Source organism: Streptomyces sp. NPDC049687, from assembly GCF_044465285.1.
In the GTDB taxonomy this organism is placed as follows: domain Bacteria; phylum Actinomycetota; class Actinomycetes; order Streptomycetales; family Streptomycetaceae; genus Streptomyces.
On record NZ_JBITLN010000022.1, the window covers coordinates 17,012 to 40,081 of the forward strand.

The 23,070-nt window shown below is 69.4% G+C and carries 17 protein-coding genes and 4 pseudogenes; 7 read left to right on the forward strand and 14 right to left on the reverse strand.

The features are described 5' to 3' along the window. Nucleotides 1-8: 8 nt before the first annotated feature. Together ACIBVL_RS39975 and ACIBVL_RS39980 are read left to right on the forward strand one after the other, a co-directional pair. Nucleotides 9-950, forward strand: a complete 942-nt coding sequence (locus ACIBVL_RS39975) for an NAD(P)-dependent oxidoreductase (RefSeq protein ID WP_399105608.1) — start codon at nucleotides 9-11, stop codon at nucleotides 948-950. Further along, entirely contained in the window at nucleotides 947-2,374 is a 1,428-nt protein-coding gene (locus ACIBVL_RS39980) for a GntP family transporter (protein ID WP_399105610.1), read from the forward strand. The genes ACIBVL_RS39975 and ACIBVL_RS39980 overlap by 4 nt, the downstream gene beginning before the upstream one ends. 72 nt (nucleotides 2,375-2,446) lie before the next feature. On the opposite strand, the gene ACIBVL_RS39985 is transcribed toward ACIBVL_RS39980, so the two are convergent. Beyond that, nucleotides 2,447-4,033, reverse strand: a complete 1,587-nt coding sequence (locus ACIBVL_RS39985; protein WP_399105612.1) for a subtype B tannase — start codon at nucleotides 4,031-4,033, stop codon at nucleotides 2,447-2,449. A 670-nt stretch (nucleotides 4,034-4,703) separates the two neighbouring features. Continuing rightward, nucleotides 4,704-5,114 carry a RidA family protein gene (locus tag ACIBVL_RS39990; protein WP_399105614.1) on the reverse strand — a complete coding sequence of 137 codons (411 nt, stop codon included), beginning with the start codon at nucleotides 5,112-5,114 and terminating at the stop codon, nucleotides 4,704-4,706. A gap of 366 nt (nucleotides 5,115-5,480) precedes the next feature. Here ACIBVL_RS39990 and ACIBVL_RS39995 point away from each other — a divergent pair, with 366 nt between their 5' ends. Beyond that, nucleotides 5,481-6,914, forward strand: coding sequence for a hypothetical protein (locus tag ACIBVL_RS39995; protein WP_399105616.1), 1,434 nt, complete (start codon nucleotides 5,481-5,483; stop codon nucleotides 6,912-6,914). On the opposite strand, the gene ACIBVL_RS40000 is transcribed toward ACIBVL_RS39995, so the two are convergent. Continuing rightward, nucleotides 6,863-7,165: a hypothetical protein gene (locus ACIBVL_RS40000; protein ID WP_399105618.1), complete on the reverse strand. Its 303-nt coding sequence runs from the start codon at nucleotides 7,163-7,165 to the stop codon at nucleotides 6,863-6,865. The two genes, ACIBVL_RS39995 and ACIBVL_RS40000, sit on opposite strands and share 52 nt — an antisense overlap. 379 nt (nucleotides 7,166-7,544) lie before the next feature. Here ACIBVL_RS40000 and ACIBVL_RS40005 point away from each other — a divergent pair, with 379 nt between their 5' ends. Beyond that, entirely contained in the window at nucleotides 7,545-8,873 is a 1,329-nt protein-coding gene (locus tag ACIBVL_RS40005; RefSeq protein ID WP_399105740.1) for a Fic family protein, read from the forward strand. A gap of 79 nt (nucleotides 8,874-8,952) precedes the next feature. Here the strand turns inward: ACIBVL_RS40005 and ACIBVL_RS40010 are convergent, their stop codons facing one another. The 8 genes and pseudogenes from ACIBVL_RS40010 to ACIBVL_RS40045 all read right to left on the reverse strand — a co-directional run bounded on the left by ACIBVL_RS40010 (nucleotide 8,953) and on the right by ACIBVL_RS40045 (nucleotide 18,004). Then, entirely contained in the window at nucleotides 8,953-9,333 is a 381-nt protein-coding gene (locus tag ACIBVL_RS40010; protein ID WP_399105620.1) for a TetR/AcrR family transcriptional regulator, read from the reverse strand. Between the two features lie 142 nt (nucleotides 9,334-9,475). After that, on the reverse strand, nucleotides 9,476-10,315 hold the full coding sequence (locus tag ACIBVL_RS40015) for a helix-turn-helix transcriptional regulator (RefSeq protein WP_399105622.1): 840 nt from the start codon (nucleotides 10,313-10,315) through the stop codon (nucleotides 9,476-9,478). Nucleotides 10,316-10,445: 130 nt separating this feature from the next. Then, nucleotides 10,446-11,195, reverse strand: a complete 750-nt coding sequence (locus ACIBVL_RS40020) for an SDR family oxidoreductase (protein ID WP_399105624.1) — start codon at nucleotides 11,193-11,195, stop codon at nucleotides 10,446-10,448. A gap of 572 nt (nucleotides 11,196-11,767) precedes the next feature. Continuing rightward, a pseudogene (locus ACIBVL_RS40025) lies at nucleotides 11,768-12,250 on the reverse strand (XdhC family protein); the annotation flags it as partial. 155 nt (nucleotides 12,251-12,405) lie between these two features. After that, the gene (locus ACIBVL_RS40030; RefSeq protein WP_399105626.1) at nucleotides 12,406-14,580 is read right to left on the reverse strand and encodes a xanthine dehydrogenase family protein molybdopterin-binding subunit; all 2,175 of its coding nucleotides are present in this window, start codon (nucleotides 14,578-14,580) and stop codon (nucleotides 12,406-12,408) included. Continuing rightward, a complete protein-coding gene (locus tag ACIBVL_RS40035) occupies nucleotides 14,577-15,578 on the reverse strand; it encodes an FAD binding domain-containing protein (protein ID WP_399105628.1) in 1,002 nt (333 codons plus the stop codon). The genes ACIBVL_RS40030 and ACIBVL_RS40035 overlap by 4 nt, the downstream gene beginning before the upstream one ends. Before the next feature lie 3 nt (nucleotides 15,579-15,581). Then, on the reverse strand, nucleotides 15,582-16,100 hold the full coding sequence (locus ACIBVL_RS40040; RefSeq protein WP_399105630.1) for a (2Fe-2S)-binding protein: 519 nt from the start codon (nucleotides 16,098-16,100) through the stop codon (nucleotides 15,582-15,584). A 1,070-nt stretch (nucleotides 16,101-17,170) separates the two neighbouring features. Further along, nucleotides 17,171-18,004 carry a PIG-L family deacetylase gene (locus tag ACIBVL_RS40045; RefSeq protein ID WP_399105742.1) on the reverse strand — a complete coding sequence of 278 codons (834 nt, stop codon included), beginning with the start codon at nucleotides 18,002-18,004 and terminating at the stop codon, nucleotides 17,171-17,173. A gap of 194 nt (nucleotides 18,005-18,198) precedes the next feature. Between ACIBVL_RS40045 and ACIBVL_RS40050 the strand changes: the two are divergent. Continuing rightward, nucleotides 18,199-18,441 (forward strand): annotated as a pseudogene (locus ACIBVL_RS40050) (FAD binding domain-containing protein); the annotation flags it as partial. Between the two features lie 310 nt (nucleotides 18,442-18,751). Here ACIBVL_RS40050 and ACIBVL_RS40055 read toward each other — a convergent pair. The 3 genes and pseudogenes from ACIBVL_RS40055 to ACIBVL_RS40065 form a co-directional block, all read right to left on the reverse strand. Beyond that, a pseudogene (locus ACIBVL_RS40055) lies at nucleotides 18,752-19,090 on the reverse strand (NAD(P)H-dependent oxidoreductase); the annotation flags it as partial. Between the two features lie 19 nt (nucleotides 19,091-19,109). After that, entirely contained in the window at nucleotides 19,110-20,447 is a 1,338-nt protein-coding gene (locus ACIBVL_RS40060; protein WP_399105632.1) for an MFS transporter, read from the reverse strand. After that, complete coding sequence (locus ACIBVL_RS40065) at nucleotides 20,444-21,109, reverse strand: ArsR/SmtB family transcription factor (RefSeq protein ID WP_399105633.1); 666 nt, start codon at nucleotides 21,107-21,109, stop codon at nucleotides 20,444-20,446. The genes ACIBVL_RS40060 and ACIBVL_RS40065 overlap by 4 nt, the downstream gene beginning before the upstream one ends. Nucleotides 21,110-21,204: 95 nt before the next feature. Here ACIBVL_RS40065 and ACIBVL_RS40070 point away from each other — a divergent pair. Then, a pseudogene (locus tag ACIBVL_RS40070) lies at nucleotides 21,205-21,821 on the forward strand (iron-containing alcohol dehydrogenase). 60 nt (nucleotides 21,822-21,881) lie between these two features. Next, nucleotides 21,882-22,892: an enoyl-CoA hydratase/isomerase family protein gene (locus ACIBVL_RS40075; RefSeq protein WP_399105635.1), complete on the forward strand. Its 1,011-nt coding sequence runs from the start codon at nucleotides 21,882-21,884 to the stop codon at nucleotides 22,890-22,892. The last annotated feature ends 178 nt before the right edge of the window (nucleotides 22,893-23,070 follow it).

The following is a 23,070-nucleotide window of genomic DNA, read 5'->3' on the forward strand; positions in this document are numbered from 1 at the left end:
GGACGAAGATGTCTTCGCACCCCCGTCCCCGCACGGCCGTGCTCGGCCTGGGCGCCATGGGACTTCCCATGGCGCGCCGCCTGGCCGGTGAACTGCCCGTGTCCGTCTACGACATCGCCGCCGACCGGCGCGCCGCTCTGACGGCCGAGGGCGCCCGCGCCGCCGCCTCCCCCGTCGAGGCCGCCCGTGACGCCGATGTCGTCGTGCTCGCCGTACGCGACCAGGCGCAGGTCGAGGGCGCACTGTTCAGCGAGAACGGCGCCGCCGAAGCCCTCCGTCCGGGCGTGGTCGTGATCCTCACCAGCACGGTTGGCCCCGAGGCGGCCCGCACCACCGCCCGGCGGCTCGCCGAGCGCGGTGTGCTGACCGTGGACGCGCCGGTCAGCGGCGGCCCGGTACGGGCCGGAAACGGCGATCTGCTGATCGTCGTCGGCGCCGAGGACGCGGCGCTGAAGACGGCCCGGCCGGTGCTCGACCTGCTCGCCTCGACGCTCACCGTCGTCGGCCCCCGCCCCGGCGACGGCCAGGCGATGAAGGCCGTCAACCAGCTGCTGGCCGGCGTGCACATCGCGGCCGCCGCCGAGGCGATCGCGCTCGCCCGCGAGCTCGGGCTCGACCCGGGCACGGTCGTGGACACCCTCAAGCACGGCGCCGCCGGCTCCTTCATGTTCGCCGACCGAGGGCCGCGCATGGTCCAGACGTACGAGGAGGGACCCGAGCCCGAGGTCAAGTCGCGGCTCGACATCTTCGTCAAGGACATGGGCATCGTCACCGGCATCGCCAAGAACGCCCACGTGCCGGTGCCGCTCGCCGCGGCGGCCGAACAGCTCTACCTGCTCGGCGAGCGCGCCGGGCTCGGCGCCCGCGACGACTCCTCCGTCGTCACCGTCCTGTCTCCCAGGTCGTCGGAAACATCCGCAGAAGCAACCCCGGAAGGAGAGGGACGATGAGCCACACCGCCCTGCTCACCATCGCGGTCGCCGGTGTGGCGACCCTGCTCCTGCTCATCCTCAGAGCCAAGGTGCAGCCGTTCGTCGCCCTCATGGTCGTCAGCATCGGCGTCGCGCTCGCCGCGGGTGTGCCCGCCGCCGATCTGGTGAAGACCATCGAGGACGGCATGGGCGCCACCCTCGGCCACATCGCCACCATCATCGCGCTGGGTGCGATGATCGGCCGGATCATCGAACTCTCCGGCGGCGCCCACGAGTTCGCGCACTCCCTCATCGAGAGGTTCGGCTCCCGCCGTACACCCCTCGCCCTGACCGTCGCCGGGTTCGTCCTGGGCATCCCGGTCTTCTTCGAGGTCGGCCTGATCATCCTGATGCCGATCGCGTACGGCGTCGCCCGCGCCGCCCGCAAGCCGCTGCTGGTCTACGCGCTGCCGATGGGCGCCGCGATGCTCACCGTGCACGCCTTCCTGCCGCCGCACCCCGGCGCGGTCGCGGTGGCCGCGACGATCGGCGCCAGCCAGGGCCTGATGCTGCTGCTGGGCCTCCCCGTCACGGCGGTCGTCGCCCTGCTCGGCTACCTCGTGTCCCGTCGCCTGACCCGCCGCGAGTACCCGATGGACCCGGCGGTGTACGCGGAGGTGTACGGCGAGCCGGAGGCCGGGACCGGGGGTGGCAGCGCGCCGGCTCCCGTGGAGGGCGGTCACGCCACCGCCGTACTCACCAAGCCCGCACCCTCGGAGACCGTCGTCCGCCCGCCGTCCTTCGGCATGGTCCTGGTGCTGATCGTCACCCCGATCCTGCTGATCCTCCTTGGCACCATCGGCCAGAACACGCTCGCGGAGGGCTCCACCCTGCGCGCCGTACTGACCGTCCTCGGTGCCCCGATGGTGGCCCTGCTGATCGACGTCGCCCTGTGCGGCTGGTTCCTGGGCGCCCGCCGCGGCTGGAACCGCGCGCACATCGCCGAGGTGATGGGCTCCGCGCTGCCGCCCGTCGCGATGGTCATCCTCGTGGCGGGGGCGGGCGGTGTGTTCGGCAAGGTCCTGGTCGCCAGCGGCATCGGCGACGCCATCGCCGACGTCCTGGACCGCACCGGACTGCCCGTACTGGTGCTGGGCTTCCTGACCGCCCTCGCTCTGCGTGCGGCCCAGGGCTCGGCGACCGTGGCCCTCATCACGACCGCCGGCATCCTCACCCCGCTGCTGCACCGCGCCGACCTGTCGACGGGTCAGCTGTCGCTGGTCGCCCTGGCGATGGGCGCGGGCGCCCTGGCGCTGTCCCACATCAACGACGCCGGGTTCTGGATGTTCACCAAGTTGGCGGGTCTCGACGTGGCCGCGGGCCTGCGCACCTGGACGGTCCTGACGACCGTCATGGGATGCGCCGGCTTCGCCCTCACCGCCGTGCTGTGGCCGCTGGTCTGAGCCCTGGCGCCACGCACGGATCCGCCCGCCCGAGCCCCGACCGGCCCGGGCGGGCGGCTATGTGTGCCGGGGCTACTTCTTCGCGCCCTTGTAGCCGGTGACCTTGGCGATCCAGGCCACGAAGTCGGGCAGGTCGATGTTGGCGCCGTGGCCCTGGTCCCAGTAGTAGAGGTGGTTGACGTCGTCGCCGAGGCCCGTCGCGGCCGCCGCCAGGTTCGCGGAGATGACGTGCGAGGTGTCGGTGTCGTTGGTGCCGAGGCGGATCCACCAGTGCTTGCTCCGCTTCGGGTTGGCCTTCTCCACCAGGTGGTACATCGGGTTCATCAGGTCGAGCTTGGCGGGGATGTCGCTCGCGACGCGCTTGGTGGTCAGGCCCGTTGTGTCGTTTTTGGCACCATACGCGGTGAAGTGGCGGGCCTTGGTGGTGCCCGCGCCGAACTCGTTGTTCTCGCCGGCCGACAGGTCGAAGGCGTCGAAGGCCGGGGCGGTCTTCTTGCGGGTGCCGACGTGGTTGCGGAAGTCGTCCCAGGCGAAGGTCGCCTTGCCGTTCTTCCAGGTGATGAAGGTGTTCTTCGCCAGGTAGGTCTCGCGGTCGGAGTCCGACAGGGCGGCGAGGTAGGTGGTGGCCGAGGGCTCCAGGTACTGCGTGACCAGGTAGTCGTCGTAGTTGCGGGCCGTGAGCGTGCCGAAGCCCGAGCCCTTCAGGCCGCGCAGCCTCAACTTCGCCTGGTACTCGGCGAACTGGGACTGGAGGTCCTTCGACACCGTCTGGTCGACGACCTTGCCGGTCGACTGGGTGACGTTGGTGCCCCAGTTCCACTCGTAGGCGCCGTCGGCGTGCTCCAGGTCGGTGATCGGGCACCAGGCGCCGGTCGCGAAGATCGCGTCGGAGGCGTCGGCAGCGCCGATCTCCTTCAGAAGCTCGTCGTAGAGCGGGCTGTCGCCGGAGGCGCCGAGCAGGGAGGACAGGGCGCCGCCTGCACTCACGCCGGCGGAGACTATCCGGTCGGTGTTTCCGGGGATGCGGCCCTTGTTGGCCCGCAGATACCGTACGGCCGCCTTGAGGTCGACGATCGCTGCCGGGGCCGTGCCGTAGTACTCGCCGGCGGAGTTCGTGGTGGTGCGGCCCCGGGCGCCCGGCTCGACGACGACGTAGCCGGCCAGGAGCGCCATCTGCGGCATGGCGGCCGCCCCGCCGCCGCTGGGCGGGGCGGGGGAGGCCGTCGCGGAGGCGGATGCCGACGGAGACGCGGACGGGCCGCCGCCACCCGTGGGCGGTGCTCCGGTTCCCGCGGCGCCGCCGATTCCGGTGGCCGCCGCCACCGAGGACTCGACGTAGCCGGCGATGACGTTGGACAGGACGATGGGCGCGTTCGAGGCGTCCACGGCCTTGCCGTCGATCTCGACGGGCACGCTGACGATCAGACTCTGGTACTTCTCGTCGACCGGCTTGGAGACGTACGTGATGGCCTTCCAGAAGTGGTAGGTCACGTCGTGGGCGGTGCCGTCGGTGTCCGTCAGGGTCGTCGTGATCTCGGTGTAGCCGTCCGGATCGAAGACCAGGCCGTCCGAGGAGGACGAGTCGGAGGCGGTCTCGCCGGACGCCTGCGCGCTGGCGGCGATGCCACCGACCGCCGCGACACCGGCGGTCGCACCCATCCCCAGAACGACCGACCTACGCTTGATTGCCTTGTGCTTCAACTTGATGCCCTCTCCGGAAGTGTCCCGCCGGTGCTCACAGATGCTCGCGGACCGAGTGATCCGCTCCTGCGAACGTAGAGAAGTGTTGACGATGATGCCAACGATCCTGCTCGTTTCATGGGGGACCCATATGACTTCATGGGCGGCTCACAGCGACGTCCCGCCCGGTACACAGGAGAACTTGAATCGTCCGCCAAGAGCGACCTCGAGCTCGACGGCATCAGCCTGCCCCGGCTGCGGCAGGTGAGGGCCACGGGCTCACCGCGGGGTCCGGCCGGATACGACCGGGTGTACCGGCGTGTGAGCGGCGACGTCGTCCTCAGTTCCATGGCCGGCGGGACCGACGTCTGCACGGTCTTCGTGGGCGGAGCCCCCGTACTGCCGGTCGTCACAGTCGCCCGCATGCGGCGCCGCATGGGTATCGCAACCGCACGGTGCCAACGTCCAGGATGGGCAGCGGCATGGAGACCTGGATGCCGACCGCTCCGTCGCCGTGGGTGCTGATGTCGGCGAAGGAGGCGTGGCGGATGGAGCCGGCGTAGAGGTTGAAGCCGCGTGCGCGCGTCGTAGGTGACGATCACCATGTGGGCGAAGCAGTTCGAGACGCTGTTCGAGGCGTGAGGGCCGCTCAGTCGGGCAGCGCGACGGTGAGGTCCACCTCGACCAGCTGCCCTGCGAAGCCCAGCTGCGCAACCCCCAAGAGCGTGCTGGCGGACGTGAAGGCCGGCCCGAGGGCAGAAGCGGTAAGCCGGTGCCAGGCGAGGCCCAGATCCTCCCTGTCAGCGCTCCGCACGTAGATCACCGAACGCACCACGTGCTGCGGCTGGGCATTCACCGCCGCAAGGGCACCAAGTGCGTTCACGACAACCTGCTCGACCTGCACCTCGAGGGAGCCCGGGCCGACCAGAGAGCCGCCCTGGTCGAGGGGGCACTGCCCCGCCAGATAAGCCGTTCGGCCGGTCTCCACCACGGTGATGTGGTGGTAGCCCGGCGTCTCATGCAACTGATCGGGGTTGATGCGGCTGATCTTCGCTGTCATGCCGCGAGTCTGACCACTCTGCCCCCGACACGCACCGAAATTTTCCCCACCGCGCGACCGTCCGACCGGCGCGGGGTTGAAGAACAAGCCGAGTGGTGGCGAAACGGCAGCGGTGTGCGGCGGCGGGCGGGGGATCCGTCCGCTGTGAAGTTCCTAGGTAGTCGACGATATTGTTGACGATATTTTCGGTACCGACCTAGGGTCTCTATCACTGCGTAAGAGATGTGACCGTCGGGGGCGGACGTTCCGGCCGGTGCGGCCGGAGACGGCTGACGATCGGCGCGGTGGCGTGTGCGGGCGGGGTTTCGAGCCGAACTCCTTGTGCGAGTCGGTGTATCGAGTCGGTTTATCAAGGGAGAAAGATCAGTGAAACGCCGGAGTCTGCTCGCCGGAATCGTCGCCGCAACTGCGGTTCCCGCTGTGGCCGGGTGTTCCTCCGGCTCGGCGGGTACCAGCGTCGCCGGGGTGCAACTGGCCGCAAGTTCTGGTCACATCGTCGCCGGCACGGCCATCACCGAGGTGTTCGGGGACGGGCAGAAGCTCACCGCCGTGGCCCTCGAGTACGACACGGAGATCGACGCGTCGAAGCTGTCGCCGGCCGCGTTCAAGGTCACCGACAGGACCGTGACCAACGTCTACGCCAACACCGCTGCGGCGAAGGCGGGGCACGGGACCGACGGTCGCTACGTTGTCATCGAGCTGTCGCCCCTGGACGAGGCGGCCCGCCTGTACGAGGACGGCTTCTCCGGTTCGTCGTCCTCCTCGCAGCAGCCCACCGCGTCCGCCTCCGCCTCGGCTTCGCCGTCGTCGTCCGCGACCGTCTCGCCGTCGGGCTCTCCGTCCGGTGGCCCGGGCGGGGGCGGAGGCATGAAGAGTCCCACGCTGAAGACGGCGTCGGCCGAGGTGACCCAGGTCGGCACGGTGACCACCACCGGCGGTGACGCGTACGCCGCGAACAGCACGGCGATCACGACGAGCAAGGTCGACAACCTGATCGTCGACGACTTCCGGCAGCTGAAGTACACGGACGCCGACACCGGCAGGTCCCTGCAGTACAACCTGTTCGTGCCGAAGAACTACGACAAGTCCAAGTCGTATCCCCTGGTGCTGTTCATGCACGACGGGGGCACGGCGAGTACGAATCCGCTCATCACGCTGACCCAGGGGCTCGGGGCCGTCATCTGGGCGACCCCGTCGGAGCAGGCCAAGCGCGAGTGCTTCGTCCTCGCACCGCAGTTCACCGGCGAGGACGACGAGGGCAGCGACGGCAACGCACCGGCCCTGCAGACCATCAAGGGGCTCATCGAATCGCTGGCCGACAAGTACAGCATCGACAGGAAGCGGCTGTACACCACCGGCCAGTCAGGCGGCACGATCACGTCGATCGCGCTCGACTTCACCTATCCCGACCTCTTCGCCGCCTCCTTCCTCGTGGCCGGACAGTGGGACGACCTCTCCCAGGTCAAGCCGCTGGCCAAGCAGAAGATCTGGGCCGTGGTGTCGCAGGGGGACGAGCAGGCCTACCCCGGCATGACCGGCATCATGGACACCATCGAGAAGGAGGGCGCGAAGATCAGCCGCGCCGTCTGGGACGGCCAGCTGACACCGGGTGGGTTCGCTCCGCACGCCGCCCGGATGCGGGCCAGGAAGACTCCGGTCAACTTCGTGGCGCTGAAGAAGGGCACGGTGGTGTGGCCCGGCCTGACGGAGAACTCCGTCGACAACCACGTCTGCACCTGGCGGGCCGCCTACACCATCGAAGGAATCCGGGACTGGCTCTTCGAGCAGAAGAAGAAGTGAGCGTGGAGTCGCTGGTGAACCTCCGCCGTGTAGGGGAGGTCGGGAGTGCCGAACCTCTTGTCGGAGGGGACGTAGACCTGGCTGAAGACGACGGCCGAACTCGTGGTGTTCCAGGCGAGGTTGGCGGGGTCGGTCTTCGCCGTGCAGGCGCTGAGCGTGGCGGAGGCGCAGTCGGCGTAGAACTGGTGGCCGAAGGTGCCGGAGGGCGGGACGGTGTAGGACCACACACCTGTCCTGGCGTTCTTGGTCATCGTCGCGACGGCCCACGCCTCGCCGGCTGGTTGGGCGACCGGAGGGGGAAGTCGCCCGCACTTCACGTCGATCTTCGTGATCCAGCAGCGGAGTGTGACCGCGCGGAACCTCCCGTTCGGCGGCCGATCCGCGTCGATGACCGCGGCTGATCATGTTCTGGAGCTACCAGGATGTGAGCCGAAGCGCGGTAGTTGTCACAGAGGCATGCTTGTTGTCACCAAGATCGGAGGACGGGCCTGAGCAGGGCGACTGACGGGATGAGACCGAACACTTCGGCTGGCGCCTCCGCGGTAATTCGCTTGAACCACGGTCGGGGTGACGTGGCAGGCTTGCGCGGTGATTGTCGAGCTGGCCCCCCGTTTTCTGACCTGGGGCGATGTGGATCCCGCGCGTCATTTTTTCGACAGCGCGTCGGCACCGCAGGTGGTGTGGTCACTCGGGCCCGCCCGGAGGGTACCCAGCCGCCCGGACCTCCACTTCGGTGACCCGGCGATGCATGCCTGGAGCTGGGGCGAGGGAGAGCCCTGGGCCGACGCCATGTCGCACGCACTCGCCGAGCACTACGGCCGCTGGACCGTGGGCTGGCGCTGGTCGCACGACGAAGGCGACTTCGACGGAGGACCCGTCGGGAACTGGTGCTGCCCCCGGGACTCGATCACCACACCGCAGGAGACGCTCGCCCGTGTCGTTGCGGCGCTGCGCGAATGGCGCGAGTGGCTGGAGAGTCTCGCCGGGTGGTTCGAGGCGTACCCGCTGGACCTGGCTGGCATCGAGGACCAGCGGATCCTCTGGGAGCGTGCCGCCCGGAACCTGATCCTGCAGGTGACCGACCGCACCGGCTGCGGCAGCGGTTGGCACGGACACTGCCGTCAAGTGCTCACCTGGTTCCTCAGCCGCTGGGGCGTCGCGCCCGACCTCGCGCAAGAGCTGGTCGACGAGGCGATCGGCGGGCGGTTCGCGAGCTGGACCGGCCCCGACATCGTGTTGGTCGAGGACGTCGCGGAGCGGCTCGCGCTGTCGCTGCGGCCGGACGACGGCGCACAGTCCGCCGGACCCGCGCCGGACCACCTCGAGCGCTGGCTCGCGGTGCGCGCGACAGTGCCATGGCAGGACGTTCCGGACGGTGGTGGGGACGAACCGGTGGTTCCGTCGCGCGACGGCGTGGCGGAGGACATACGCACCTTCGACGGCGCCTTGGATCCCGCCCGCGCACGGGGCCTGCTCGCCGCCCTGGACCTGTTGCGGATCGACGCGGCGCGCAGCGCCGCCCTCGACTTCGAGCTGCTCCAGCGCTGGCAGCAGCACGTGCTGGGCACACCGCAGCCACCGCCGTTCCGCGACCTGCCGGCCTTCGCCAAGGGGGGCAGGGAACGCTACGGCATCGGCCCGGACACCCGGGCCCGCCTCGACGCCTGCCTGGCCGAGAGCGCGCGCCACGCCGATCGGCCCGTTCCCCTCACTGCCCGCGCCGCACGTGCCTATCTCGACGTGTGCTTCTTCCATCCCTTCGACGACGGCAACGCCCGGTCCGCTCTCCTCGCCCTCGTCTTCGTGCTCGCCCGCGAGGGCGTCACGCTCGACGGAGTCAGCCTGCTGCGTCGCGTCACCTTCCAGGCTGACGAGCCGCAGGACGCGCTGATCCTCACCGGGTACATCGACATCCACCTCGCGGAGACCCGACGCAACACCCCGTCCCGTGACTCCTAGCAGTGGGCATGAAGGCGCTGACGAGTCCGTGCCCAGCAGCTCAGTCACACAGCGGTCCGGTACATGCCGACTGCGGCCCTCACAGAGGGTGGTCCGGCTCCTGCGCCCTGGCCGCGGTCATGAGCGGGTCCGGCAGCCCGCTGAAGGCGCTGAAGTAGTCCTCCATCGCCCGCAGCCACTGCTCCAGCGCCTCGGCGGGGTCGTCGAACTGCTCGATGTCCGTCTGACGGGCCACCAGTTCCTCGGAGCGCGTCTGCAGCACAGTCGCCAGCAGCGCCTCCCGGGTGGGGAAGTGCCCGTTCAGGGTGCCGGGCCCGACGCCGGCCTCCTTGGCCACCGCCTCGAGGGAGGTGCCGACCCCGTGCTGCAGGAAGTGACGCTGTGCGGTCTCCAGGAGGGCGGCGCGGTTGCGCTGGACATCCGCGCGGGGCTTGCGTCCCCGCAGTTCACCGGCGCTCATGCACCCTCAAAACGGATGCTGCCTCCGCATGCATTCGAGAGTAAAAAGGAGGCTGCATCCGGTCAAATCGGCGGCCCCATGACGTAGCCCGGACAGCACAGGGGGCTGGGCCGAGCACTGACCCGTCTCCCGGCCCAGGACGTCAGGGGGTGAGCTGCTGGTGCCCGATGACGGAGAGCAGTTCGAGTTTGCTGTGGCTCTCCGTGCCGGGGCGAGTGGTCAGTACCACCAGGGTCTGCGCGCGGTTCTCGGTGAACAGGACCTGGGCGTCGACGTCGATGCGGCCGAGTTCGGGATGGAGGATGGTCTTGCAGTCGTCGTAGCGTTGGGCGACCTCCTGAAGTTCCCACATGCGCACGAACTCCGGGCTGTTTTCCTGGAGTTCGGCGAGGATCCGGGCGGCTCGGGGGGTGTCGCTGCCGGCTGTCAGCGCGGCCCGCAGGCGCGCGGCCTGGGCGCGGCCATGGCGTTCGTGGGTCTCCTCGGGAACCATCAGACGTTCGGCCGGGTCCATGAACCAGCGGTAGTAGCCGCTGCGGGCCAGACCGGTGTGGCGGGTCTGGTCGCCGAGCAGCGCCACGGCCAAGGGGTTCATCGCGAGAGTGTCGAACAGATCGGTCTGCACCATGGCCGGGGAGTCGTCCAGGCGGTCCAGGACCCGCATCAGCGGCGGGCTGACATGTTCGGAGCGCTGGAAGCGGGCCGGGGCGTTGTGGCCGATGAGGACGAAGAGATGGTCGCGTTCGTCCAGAGTCAGCCGCAGTGCACGGGCGAGAGCCGTGGTGATCTGGACGGAGGGCTGCGGAGCGCGCTGCTGTTCCAGCCGGGCGTAGTAGTCGGTGGACATGCCGGCGAGCTGCGCGACCTCCTCGCGGCGCAGTCCTCGGGTACGCCTGCGCGGCCCCTCGACCAGCCCGACCTCGCGCGGCCGCAGCGTCTCACGCCGGTGGCGCAGGAATTCCGCCAGTTCCTTCTTGTCCATGCCCCCATCCTCGCCGTAGCCCGGCCGCCTATCCAGAGACCGCCGATCCATGGATGAGCACTCCCCACCCACCGGCGCGAAGCCGTTCATGAGTCCGACGTCGAGGACGCTCGCGGGGACGACCGGCCGGTCAGCTGCTGGTGATCATGGAGAGGACGTTGTCGTAGGAGCCGTTGGCCTGCGCGTCACGGATGAACCTGGCGCCCTCGACGACAAGCTCCTTCGCGTCGGGCTTCTCGCGCAGCAGATCGAGGGCCTGGGTGAGGAAGTCGTCCAACGGCATGGCGTGGTCGTTGTCCTGCTGGCCCAGCAGGGTCGTGCGCACGCCCGGCGGGACCACCTCGATCACCTGGACGCCGGCGTCAGCACCGGCGAGTTGGATGCGCAGGCTCTCGGAGAAGGAGTGCAGCGCGGCCTTGGTCGCGCTGTAGGTCGGGGTGCTCGGGTACGGCACGAACGCGAGCGCGGAGGTGACGTTCATGACGACCGCGTCGTCCTTGCCCGCGAGCAGGGGCAGGAAGGCGTACGTCATCCGGATCGTGCCGAGCAGGTTGACCGTGACGTGATCCTCGGCGACCGGGAGTCCGGCCGGGTCGAGGAGGTTCTCCCGCAGCATGATGCCGGCGTTGTTGACCAGGACGTTCAGCCCCGGGTGACTGGCCGCCACGGTCTCACGGGCCCGGGCGATCGAGTCCGGGTCCGCCACATCGAGGACGAGCGCGTCGATGCCCGGGTGCTCGGCCGTGATCTCGTCGAGGAGTTCCTTGCGCCGGCCGGCGACGACCACCTTGTTGCTGGCCTCGTGCAGGCGCAGGGCCAGGCCGAGGCCGATGCCCGAGGTTCCGCCGGTGATCAGGATCGTGTTGCCGGTCATCTTCATGGGGGTCTTGCTCCTTCGGTACGGCGGGCCGGTGAGCGCCCGCGACCTCGACCGTAGGGGCGCCCGCGCAGGGGCGGGAGAGGACGGTTCATCCATGGATCGGCGGTCCCCGGCTGAGCCGCAGAAGACGCCACAGCCGGTCAGCGCCGCCAGACCAGGCGCAGCGAGCCGCCGGTAGGGGACCCTGGTGGCCAGGACCGCAGTACGGCATACGGGCATGAGCACCGTTTGGTCGCCGATGAGAGAGCGGTCGTAGGGCTGCTGGAAAGCAACGCGGGCTGCCGGGCCGCCTGCCCTGTACCCCGAGTCGGCGAGACGAAGAGGTGACGAGCGCGTCCGTCGACTGTGCAGCACCCAACCACGGTCGCTTCGTCGGTCCCCACACAAGGGCCATGTGCGATCTCAGTCGCCTGGTGGCCGTCCGGCGGTCAGCGGCTCGGCTCGTAGGTGAGTTGCCTGACCTGCCGCAGGGTCAGGGCGGTTTCCACGGCCTGCACGCCGTCGAGGCCGCCGATCTTCTCGCTCAGGTATGTGTAGAGCTCGCTCGTGCTCGAGGTGGCGACGAGGTTGGCCTGGCCTGTTGGCCCTGCGGCCGGCGTCCCGTCGGCGATCCATCCGTCGCCGAGAACGCTCAGGGTGGCGCCGATCAGTCCGTCGGGGCCGTCGACGACCTGTGCCACGGCGGCGGGTCGGCCCCCGGCAACCTCGGCGAGGGCCGCGCCGAGATGCGGCCGGGTTGCGGGGTCGACACGCTGGACGAGGACGTCGAGTTCACCGCCGCAGGTCAGGCCCACGGCGAAGGCGTCGTCATCGGAGTAGCCGAACCAGGCGCGCCGGGGAGGACTCTGGTCGTGGAGCACCTCTCGGCACAGTTCATAGACCTCTCCCTCGACGCAGCCGCCCGAGATGCTGCCGACGGCGTTGCCGTCCTCGTCCACCGCGACCGACGTACCGACGGGCAGGGGTGCGCTTCCGGTGACATCGACAACGGTGGCCAGGGCGAAGGGGCGTGCCTCGCGGCACCAGCGGTCCAGTGTGTCCGCGATGTTCAGCATGGGTCGTTCTCCGGGGTCGCGGTGGGGGGCTGATTTTCTAGTGATCCCGGTCGACTCGTCCTGCGCCGACAACGAGCCTTTGTCGCTTGGGTGGTGCGGCGTCGGTCGCACCACCCAGGCACTCCTGCCAGGAGTGATCCTGACGAGTTGACGGCCTACATCACGTGCTCGATCCGGATGGGCAGCCGGTTCTGTCGCTGTCCGGTGGCGTGGAAGACCGCGTTCGCGACAGCGGCTGCCACGCCGATCATCGTGACTTCGCCGAGGCCCTTCACCCCGACGTCGTTGAGGAGCAGGTCGGGCTCGTCGATGAAGTCGAAGTCGATCTCCTGTATGTCGGCGTTGACCACGACCGGGTACTCCTCCAGCGTTGTGTTGAGGAACCCGCCGAAGCGCGGGTCGACCTCGCTCGACTCCCGGAGCGCCTGGCTGATGCCCCAGATCACGCCCCCGCGGACCTGACTGGCCGCGGTGACCGGGCTGGCGACCCGCCCGCAGTCGGCCACGCAGAGCGCTCTGGGCACACTGATGCGTCGTGTGGTGGCCTCGACCCTGACCTCGACGAAATGGGCGGTCCAGCTGAACGCCGTGAAGTCCGGGAAGACCGGACCAGCAGCGGAGAACAGGCCGGCCCGTGAACGGTCGAGCATCTCCGGGGGCTGGCCCTGTCCCAAGGAGGTCACCTCCACCTCCGGCGCCCCGCCTCCGGCGGCTCGAACCGCGGCTGCCACATCCACTGCCCCGCTGTCACCTGTGCCGAACTGCTTTCGCAGCTCGCGCAGTGCCTTGTGCACCGCGGGCAACGCGGTCGCCGTGCCCCACGCACCGGCGGTGAGATGCTGCGGCGCGAAACGCGTGTCACCGACCCGTACGACGACGTCCTGCACGGGAACACCGAGGTCCTCCGCGACCAGGAGAGCGATGGCCGAGCGGATGCCCTGCCCCATCTCGTGGCCGTCGACGCCGACAGTCACCCGGCCATCGGCCGCCGCGGACAATCGGGCCACGGCCGGAGCGACCATGACCGGGTGGGCGCCGACAGCGACGCCCAGGCCCACGAACGATCCGTCAGCGGCACGCATCGACCCCGGCCGCGGATCGCGTCTGTCCCATCCGAACCGCTTCGCACCCCGCCTCAGACACTGCGCCAGGTGGCGGGAGGAGAAAGGCAGACCGGTGACCGGGTCCGTGGCGGTGTCGTTGGCCAGCCGCAGCTCGACAGGGTCCTGGCCGGTGGCGTGGGCCAGTGCGTCGATGGCCGACTCGAACGCGAAGGTGGCCGGGCCCTCGTGGGGAGCCCTCATGTATCCCGGCGTCTGGACATCGTTCCGAACAAGGCGCTGACGTCCCCCGAAGTGGGGTACGGCGTACAGTCTCGACGTCACCTCCGTGAACATGGCGGGGTACAGGTCGTGGCGGGACGTCTGGTGCTCCGCGTCGTGGAGGGCGGCCAGGATCCGTCCCGACCGGTCGGCGCCGAGCCGGATGCGATGACGACTGACCGGCCGGAAGCTGCTGGTGTGGAACGTCTGCGGGCGCGGAATGACCAGCTTGACCGGACGCTTCAGCCGGCGTGCGGCCAGCGCCAGCGGCCCGATGTGCGGCTGCAGTGCGTTGCGGGATCCGAAGCCGCCTCCGATGTAGGGCGAGATCACTTCGACGTCGGCCGGATCGAGGTTCAGTTGCGCGGCGACTCCGTGGCGGAGTGCGCCGGCGTTCTGGGTGCTCTCGTGCACCACGAGCCTGTCGCCCTGCCATTCCACGACTGAGCTGATCAGCTCTATCGGGACCTGGTGCTGGGCCGGGTGCAGGTAGGTCTCGTCGATCTGCACCGGGCTCGCCGCGTACGCGCTCTCGGCGTCGCCCACCTTGACGTCGGGAAACCAGGACAGGGCTTCTTCTTGGAGGACGGAGGTGGCCCCTTCGTCGTCGATTTCGACGGCGAACGGCTCGGTCTCGTAGCGTGCCCGGACGAGTTCCGCCGCCTCGGTGGCTGCGACCAGGGTGTCGGCGGCGATCAACGCGATCGGCTGTCCCCGGTAGGCGACGACATCGCTGAGGAGCGGCTGCAGGCTCTGGAAGGCGAAGCCGCCGCCCATCAGGAACCCGGGGCCGCGCAGTTCGTCCTCGTCGAACCGGGTCAGGACCAGACGGATACCGGGGACCGCCTCGGCCGCGGCGGTGTCGATGGCCACGGTGCGGCCCTTGCCGATCGTGGCCAAGGCGAACATGGCATACGCCAGGTCGTCCGGGACACGGTCGGCGCCGTAGCGTGCGGTGCCCGTGACCTTTTCGTGGGCGTCGACGCGACGCAGGTCTGGGTTCTTCATCGGGCGGCTCGCTTCCCGGCGGTGAGCAGTGCGTCAGTGACGGTGCGGATGCCCAGTTCGACTCGGAACGCGCCGGTGCGAGGAGGGCGGGCCTCGGCGAAGGCGACTTCCCCCGCTAGGCGGGCCGCTTCCATGGTGACTTGTCCGCCGATCAGCGAGCGTTCCGCTGCCGTCGCTCGCCAGGGGCGCGTGGCGACCCCTCCCAAACCGATCCGGCAGTCCGTGACCGTTCCCTTTGCGTCCAGCGTCACGGCGGTGGCGGCCGAGGCGAGGGCGAAGGCGTAGGACTCCCGGTCACGGATCTTGTGGTAGGTGGAGCCGCGACCGGCGGGGGTCGCGGGAACGCGGACCCGCAGGATCAACTCATCGGGAGCCAGGGTGTGTTCGAGCAGAGGGTTGTCTCCCGGTTCGACGTGCAGTTCGCCGAGCGGCAGCGTTCGCTCGCCTGCTGGGCCGACCACGTCGAGTTCGGCGTCGAACGCGATCAGGGCTACGGCCCAGTCGCCCGGGTAGGTGGCGATGCAGGTGTCGCTGGTGCCCAGCAGCGCGTGGGTGCGGTCGAGTCCGTCGAGAGCCGCACAGCCGCTGCCGGGATTCCGCTTGTTGCAGGGGAATTCCGCTCCGCCGCGGAAGTAGCCGCATCGCGTGCGTTGCAGCAGGTTCCCGCCGACCGTCGCCATGTTGCGCAGTTGCTGGGACGCCGCCCTCCACATGGACTCCGACAGCGCCGGATAGTCGCGCCGTACGACCGGATGGTCGGCGACCTCGGCCATCTTCACTCCCGCACCGAAAGACAGTTCGTCCTCACCCGTGCTGATCTCGGTCAGCTCGGCGAGACGGTGAATGTCGATGACGGCCGGCGGAGCCTCGATGCCGAGCTTCATCAGGTCGTACAGGGTCGTGCCACCGGCCAGGATCTTGGTGCCCGGTACGGCGGCGGCCAGGGCATCGACGGCCCCGGCGACACTGTCGGGCACCACATGGGCGAATGAGCGCACCGTCTACACCTCGGTCTGCTTGATCTGGTCGGCCACCCGGCGGATGGCGGCGGTGATGCCGACGTACGCACCGCATCGGCACAGGTTGCCGCTCATGTACTCACGGATGTCGCCGTCGGTCTCGGTGTGGCCCTCGGCCAGGCAGGCCAGGCCGGACATCACCTGCCCAGGTGTGCAGTAGCCGCACTGCAGGGCGTCGCAGTCGACGAACGCCTGCTGCAACGGGTGCAGCGTGCCGTCGGGAGCCGCGACGCCCTCGATGGTCATCACGTCCCGTCCCGCGACCTGGACCGCCGGAGTCAGGCAGGACACGACGCGACGGCCGTCGATGTGCACCGTGCAGGCGCCGCACTGCCCCTGATCGCACCCCTTCTTCGTTCCGGTCAGCACGAGACGCTCGCGCAGTACGTCGAGCAAAGACTCGCGAGCATCCAGAGCGAGGCACACCTCCTCGCCGTTGACGGTGAAGGCCGTCTCGACAAGGCCAGTCGGCGGTCTGGTGGTCGTCGATGTCTTCATCATGGGCCTCGTAATCCTTTGTGCCAGGGCCCCGAGCGAGGGGGGCAGGAGAGACTGGCAACTGATGTCCCGGCCCCCACTGCGGTGTGGCCGGCGGGTACGTCGTCCGTATCCAGGACGCTCGTGGCCGTTCTCGAAGCAGAGGTGAGCGGGTGGCCGGCGCACTCTTCTCGCTGACGGCGACCCATATGTGACGGACCGGACCGGGCGCGAGGTGCTGCTCGCACTCCCGGGTGCTCAGCTGCGGCTCGGCAGGACCACCCTCATGCCGACGTCGTCGAACAGAGGATGCAGCGGGCCGAATGACTGGCCAGGCCGAGGCGGCTCACAGGGCCGGAGGTGTTGCCCGTCGCGACAGTGATCGTGGCAGCGACCGGCTCACCGGCTTTCGGATCGCGCACGGCGAGTGTGATGGACGCGGCCACGGTCGCCCACACTCGGGCGATCTCGATTCCGCTGCCCGAGAGCCCTTCGTCATCATTGCTCGCCAGCCGGAAAGGGCGATGTCGGCGATCAACTCAGCGGCTGTGGTTTCCAAGCCCAGCCCGGTCCGGATCCCGCCCGATGTCGGAGGCTCCGCCGGTGATCAGGATCGTGTTGCCGGTCATCTTCATGGGGGTCTCGCTCCTTCGTCGCGGCGGGCTGGTGAGCGCCTGCGGACTCGACCGTAGGAGCGCCCGTGCAGGGGCGGGAGAGGAAGGTTTATCCATGGATCGGCGGTCTCTGCCTGAGTCCGTTCAGCAGGAAGTCACCGAGCTCGAGCTTTCCGCGCTTGGCCGGGGGAACGTCCGTGGTGTAGGAGAGGTCGGCGGCGCCGAACTTCTTGTCGGAGGGACGTAGACCTGGCCGAAGACGGCGGCCGAAGCCGGGTTGTTCCAGGCCGGGTTGGCGGGGGCGCGTCTCGACGCTGCGGCGCCTCGCCGACCCGTATGCCTCGTCCTCTTACAGCTCGACGGCGCCTGAGATCGGTGACCTTGCCGGGGTGCGGCCGGGAGCCGTCCCTCCGGGAGACGCGGCTCGAGGCGCAGGGCTGCTGTTCTCCGTGTGTCCGAGGGACGGCCGCCGGCCGCAGCTCAGCGCAGGCCGGCGAAGAGGTCGTTCTCGGGCAGGGGCGCTCCGGTGGTGTCGTGGACCCGGACGAACGTCTCCACGCCCATGAGCTGCGTGAACCTCTCCTTGCCCATCCGCAGGAAGAAGATGTTCTCACCCTGGCTGGCATGCGCGGCCAGCGCGTCGAACTTCTGGCTGCCGAACTCGGTGGTGTCCACCCATGTGGTGATCTCCTCGTCGGGCAGGCCGATTTCGGGCCCCTCTCCGGCCTCGGACGGATCCGGCTCCTCCCAGTCCGCACCGAACTCGCGCATGATCTGCCCGAACTCCTTCATCATCGAGCGCGGCGCCGTCGTCCAGTAGACCTTCGACGCCACCCCGGTCAGCGACAGCGCTGCCATCGTGATCCGGTTCGCCTGGATGTGATCGGGATGGCCGTAGAACCCGTTCTCGTCGTAGGTCACCACGACATCAGGCTGGTAACGCAGCATCAGTTCGGCCAGCCGAGCGGCTGCCTCCTCCACCGGCGTACTCCAGAACGATCCGGGCGCGGTGTTGGCCGGCCAGCCCATCATCCCCGAGTCGGCGTACCCGAGCAGCTCAAGATGACCGACGCCCAGGATGTCACAGCTCGCTTCGAGCTCGCCTCGACGCATCAGGGCAACGGCAGCTGGATCATGCCCGGGGTCGCCCGGCTTGGCACCTCCAGGACCGTCACCGCAGCTACCGTCGGTGCACGTGACGAGCACCGTGCGGATGCCCTCCGCCGCATAACGCCTCAGGACACCTCCTGTTCCCGTAGCCTCGTCGTCCGGGTGGGCGTGCACTGCCATCAGCGTCAAAGGCCGGTCAGTCATGAAATCCATCCCCTGGTCGGTCAAGCGATCAGTGCCAGTCTGCGGCACAGCGGTACGTGACCGCCCGCGGCCCGCCGAGTCCGTCCGGTACCCCGGGATCCGCGGAAGGTGGAACCTCCTGTGCGGGCCCGTTTTGGGCACCGGTCGGCAGCTACCGGTGATGCGCGAGACGGCCCTGGATGCAGCCGACGCCGGATGTGACCGCCGACAAGCGGGAGCCGGGCTCGGGTTGTGCCGCCCTGCACGGACACAACCGCGGCCACGCCATCCTCGGCACCTCCGATGCCTGTGTCGCCACACACCCCTCCGACATCGCCGTGGCAATCGCGGTGCTGGAGGCCAGCGTGCATCTGCTGGGCCCGGACGGTGAGCGCCGCGTCCCCTTCGCGAACTTCCTCCTCACGCCCGGCAGCACACCGAACCGCGAACCGGCCCTGCAAAGGGCGAGCGTGGAGTCCCAGATGTCAGGGTTACGACCCACCCGGACGAGCTCCGCGAGCGCGCGATCCGTGAGGTCCGGGCCACCGGTCGCCCCATCTCGTCGGGTGTGCCGGATCGCAGACGAGTAGACAGCGAGAGACGTCCGGCCCGTCAGGAAAGTCCGGATGCCCGAAACACCGCCTGGAGCGTCTCGTCGTCGATGCGCTGCCCCAGGCGCGCCATGACGTCCGCTCCCAGGCGCTTCGGGTGTGAGTGCGTTCTGTGACGCCGGTCGGCCCGGGGGGCCGCCCGGCCGCCGACACCGGCTCAGGCCGTGGGCGTCTCGGCCGGTGCGCGGGTGGCCAGTGCCTCGACAGCTTCCAGAGCGGCGGTGCGGGACGCCTCGTGGGTGTCCTTGAACTGCGCCAGGAACGGCATGACCGGGGCGTGGGTGAGTTCGGTGTGCACGAACTCCACGTCCTCGAGCCCCAGCGCCGAGAAGTAGAAGTAGGCGCGCAGGAGGGGCTCCTGGAAGTCGAAGGACTCCCGGGGGGTGCCGGGGCCGTAGGCGCCGCCGCGGGCGCTGAGGATCACGGCGGACTTCCCCGCGAGCGGCAGCCACGGCAGGGTCACCCGGTCCATCCAGGTCTTGAGCGAGTCGGGGACGGTGAAGTTGTATTAGACGTCATGTCGCTACAGTCGCACTGCCTTGTGCGCTGTCTTCCTTGGAATGCGGCTTCAGGACGCCCCGCCCACGCGTACGGTCTATCTCGCGCCATTCCGGCCGCAGTCCAGCCAGATTCGTGGTGATGAAGTACGTGGCGCCGCAGGCGAGTATCACCGGCACGAGTCCGACAGCGCTCACCGCCGCCCCGGCGAGCAGCCCGCCGAGAGGGATGCCGGCCCAGGCCAGCGAGTCCCCGAGGGCGTTGACCCGGCCCAGCATCCGGCGCGGCACCCGCTCGACGAGGATAGCCCCCAGCACTGGGTTGACGAAGCCGGCACCGAATCCGCTGATCGCGAAGACGGCCAGTACCGCCTCCAACGGGGCATCGAAGGTGAGGATCAGGAACCTCGGTGCCCCGGCCAGCAGGAACCCGGTAAGAACCACCACCCGCCGCCGCAGCCGGTGCGCGACCACCGCGGCGATCAGGCTCCCGCCGACGCCCGCGGCCCCCATCATGCTGCCCATCAGGCCGATCGCGGTCGGCCCGTTGCCGGACTCCCTGGCCCAGACGGGTACGAGCACCGAGGTGATCGCCGCGTCCAGCAGGTTGGTGATGCCGACCATGACGATGACGGTGAGCAGCAGCGGCTCGCCGCGCAGGAAGGTGAGGCCCTCGCCGAACCGCCGCCAGTAGCCCGGCCCCGTCTCCCCAACTGGCGAGGGGGCTTCCTCGGCCGCGTGCCCCATGCCGCGAGGCAGCGCGAGTTTGATGATCACCGATCCGAGGGCGAAGCAGCCCGCGTTGACGGCGAGTCCGGTCAGTGGACCGATCAGCGCCACCAGGGATCCGCCGGCCGCCAGGCCGACGGTGGAGGCGAGCCGCTCGATCACGCCGGATAGACCGGTGGCCCGCTCCAGTGGCACCCGGCCGCGCTCGGCCGCCTCCGGGACCATCACCTCCTTGGCCAGGTCGCCAGGTCCCCGGGCCGCGCCGATCAGCGCGACCAGGGCCAGTAGAAGGGGAAAGGAGAGCAGGTCCAGGGTGTGGAGCAGGGGAACCGCGGCGGCTGCGGTCGCGCTGGCCAGATCTGTGGTCCAGGAAACGGCCCGCGGGCCGATCCGGTCCACCAGCGGTCCGGTGAACGCCTTGACCACCACGTAGGGAGTCATCTCGCAGAAGGCGACCAGTCCGGTCTGGGTGGCGCTTCCGGTGGTGACGAGGACGAACCAGGGCAGGGCCACAACGGAGATCCGAGTGCCGGTCAGCGACACGGCCATGGCTGCCAGCACTCCGCCCAGCGGCCGTAAGGACCTCTTGCCGGGTATGCCGCTGGCCTCCGAGGCGTCGTCGGTCATGACGTCGGTCTTCCTTCCTCCTCCTGAGGGCCGGAAGGGAGCAAGGACGCGGCGGGCGCATCCAGTTCGGGCAGGATCTGCGTGATCACGGCAACCCGTTCGGCTCCCTCAGGGGCACTGGCGGCCGTCTCCGGCGCGTCTCGCCGGTAGCGCGCGATGACTTCCGTCAACTCCCGGTTTAGGGCGGCGGCTTCCTCGGGCGTGAGCCGCAGGGCCCAGTCGCTCATGTCGAACGTGTTCCGCCATGCGCGGGGCATCGTCTGAAGCCCGTTCAGGGTCTGCTGCGTGCGCAGGGTGTAGATGGCGGCGACGGACTGCTGGTAGGCCAGTGCGGCCTCGGGTTCCTGCTCGGCCAGCTCCGGATCGTTGAACCAGGTCGTCCGGTGCACGGAACGCCACCAGCGCTCCCGCGCGTTGCCGCGTTCGGTGTCCTCCTCGACGAAACCGGCCGCGCCGAGCTGCCGGAGGTGGTAGCTGGCCGTACCTGAATTCACGCCCAGCCGCTCTGCGAGGCGGGTGGCCGTCGACGGGCCGTACTTCCGCAGCAGCCCAACCAACTGCACGCGCACCGGATGCGCCAGGGCACGCAGCCCCTTGGCATCCAGGACAACCGAGTCCTCTTCAACGTTTGGGCCATCCGGCCTCTCCACTGCATCAGCCATGCCACACACAATAGTCCGCAAAGGGTTCTTCGCAAAGGGTTCTTCGCGAAGAGTCCTTTACAGTTCAGATGTGCCGCCGCTCATCTGTCGACTGAATGACGAGCAAGATCGGAAAGCGGTCCGCCGACACCGGCGTCGACGCGCTCACTCATGCTGTCGAGGCGTATGTGAGCCGCAAGGCCAATCCCTTCTGCGACGGCCTTGCCGTGAACGCGATCCGGAGCATCGGCCGCCACGTACAGGGCGTCTACGCCGACGAGGGAGACACCGAGGCACGCGAGGCGATGATGCTTGCCACCGGGCCGGCATCGCCTTCTCCAACTCCAGCGTGGCGCTCGTGCACGGCATGAGCCGTCCGATCGGCGCTCACTTCCACGTCGCCCACGGTCTGTCGAACGCGATGCTCTTCCCCGCGGTGACAGCGTTTCCGTGCCCGCGGCCGAGAGCCGGTACGCCGACTGCGCCCGCGCCCTCGGAGCCGCCACCGACGGCGACGCCACGGCCGCCGACAGACTCGTCGAGGCGCTCCGCGCCCTGTGCAAGGATCTTGAGGTGCCCAGATCCTCAAGCCCACGGCATCGACAAGGTCGAGTGGTTCCGCCTGTCACGCCTCATGGCCGAGCAGGCGCTCGCGTCCGGATCCCCGGCCAACAACTCTGTCGTACCCACCGTGGACGAGATCCAGGATCTCTACGCGCAGATCCACTCATGACATCCTGCGAGTGAGGAACCGTGATGGCCACGAAAGGCAGGGACCACGAGATGACGGCCCATGACTGATACCGCTGCGGTCGAGGTTCTCGCCGACGTGCGCCGCGGCGTCGGCCGGATCCTGCTGAACCGGCCCAAGGCGCTCAACGCACTGACGACAGGCATGGTGGCCGCCATCGACCGTGTGCTCGTGGCGTGGGAGCACATACCGCTGTCCGCTGTGGTGCTCGCCAGTACCGGCACGAAGGCGTTCTGCGCCGGTGGAGACATCCGCACGATCCGCGAGCACAGCCTCGCCGGGGATGCCGAGGCCAGTGAGCGGTTCTTCGCGTCGGAATACCGGCTCAACGCCCGGATCGCCGAGTATCGCGTGCCGGTCGTCTCGCTCATCGACGGCGTGTGCATGGGCGGCGGTCTGGGGCTGTCGGTCCACGGTGGCTTCCGTGTCGTCACCGAGCGCGCGGTGCTGGCGATGCCGGAGACCGCGATCGGGTTCTTCCCGGACGTGGGGGCCAGCTACTTCCTGCCGAGGCTGCCCGGCGCGATCGGCATGTACCTGGGACTGACCGGGCACCGGCTCGACGCGGCCGACGCCCTGTATACGGGGCTGGCCACGCACTTCGTCCCCGCCGATGGGCTCGACGCGGTCGGGGACGCCCTGGCCGACCATCCCGGCGACCCGGTGGACGTGGTCCTGAACCGCCTGACCGGCCGCTCCCCGGTGGCGCAGAGCAGGCTGGCGGAGGTACGCGGGGACGTGGACTGGGCGTTCGGCGCGCCGAACCTCGGCGAGATCGAGAAACGTCTGCGTCAGATCGACACCGCCTGGGCGGCAGGCGCGTCGGCCGCTCTGGAGTCCGCCTCGCCGCAGAGCCTGGAGATCACTCACGCCCTGCTGTCCCGGGGCAGGCAGCACACGTTGCGCGAGTGCCTCAACTCCGAACTCGCCCTCACACGCACGACCATCCGCACGCCCGACTTCCTGGAGGGCGTCCGCGCGGCCCTGGTCGACAAGGACCGCACTCCCCACTGGCGACATGCGTCGCACGGCGGACGGTCGCTGCCGTCCTGAACATGTCTGCCGTGAGCAGGACATCGCTTTGCGCAAGGGGCCGGTCGTGCAGTCGTGCAAGAGGGGCGCGCGCGTCAGCGAGAGAGAGCGCCGGGCTCCGCGGACTGCCGCGGCAGACGTTCGGGCTGTGCCGCCAGCATGCGGCATGCGGACTGGCGCCGAACGTCCACAGGTGCGG

Coding starts and splice junctions, on each gene's coding strand:
- ACIBVL_RS39975 (WP_399105608.1), top strand. CDS start 9: ATGTCTTCGCACCCCCGTCCCCGCACGGCCGTGCTCGGCCTGGGCGCC.
- ACIBVL_RS39980 (WP_399105610.1), top strand. CDS start 947: ATGAGCCACACCGCCCTGCTCACCATCGCGGTCGCCGGTGTGGCGACC.
- ACIBVL_RS39985 (WP_399105612.1), bottom strand. CDS start 4,033: ATGGGTGCGACCGCCGGTGTCGCGGCGGTCGGTGGCATCGCCGCCAGC.
- ACIBVL_RS39990 (WP_399105614.1), bottom strand. CDS start 5,114: ATGACAGCGAAGATCAGCCGCATCAACCCCGATCAGTTGCATGAGACG.
- ACIBVL_RS40000 (WP_399105618.1), bottom strand. CDS start 7,165: ATGACCAAGAACGCCAGGACAGGTGTGTGGTCCTACACCGTCCCGCCC.
- ACIBVL_RS40010 (WP_399105620.1), bottom strand. CDS start 9,333: ATGAGCGCCGGTGAACTGCGGGGACGCAAGCCCCGCGCGGATGTCCAG.
- ACIBVL_RS40015 (WP_399105622.1), bottom strand. CDS start 10,315: ATGGACAAGAAGGAACTGGCGGAATTCCTGCGCCACCGGCGTGAGACG.
- ACIBVL_RS40020 (WP_399105624.1), bottom strand. CDS start 11,195: ATGAAGATGACCGGCAACACGATCCTGATCACCGGCGGAACCTCGGGC.
- ACIBVL_RS40030 (WP_399105626.1), bottom strand. CDS start 14,580: ATGAAGAACCCAGACCTGCGTCGCGTCGACGCCCACGAAAAGGTCACG.
- ACIBVL_RS40040 (WP_399105630.1), bottom strand. CDS start 16,100: ATGATGAAGACATCGACGACCACCAGACCGCCGACTGGCCTTGTCGAG.
- ACIBVL_RS40045 (WP_399105742.1), bottom strand. CDS start 18,004: ATGACTGACCGGCCTTTGACGCTGATGGCAGTGCACGCCCACCCGGAC.
- ACIBVL_RS40060 (WP_399105632.1), bottom strand. CDS start 20,447: ATGACCGACGACGCCTCGGAGGCCAGCGGCATACCCGGCAAGAGGTCC.
- ACIBVL_RS40065 (WP_399105633.1), bottom strand. CDS start 21,109: ATGGCTGATGCAGTGGAGAGGCCGGATGGCCCAAACGTTGAAGAGGAC.
- ACIBVL_RS40075 (WP_399105635.1), top strand. CDS start 21,882: ATGACTGATACCGCTGCGGTCGAGGTTCTCGCCGACGTGCGCCGCGGC.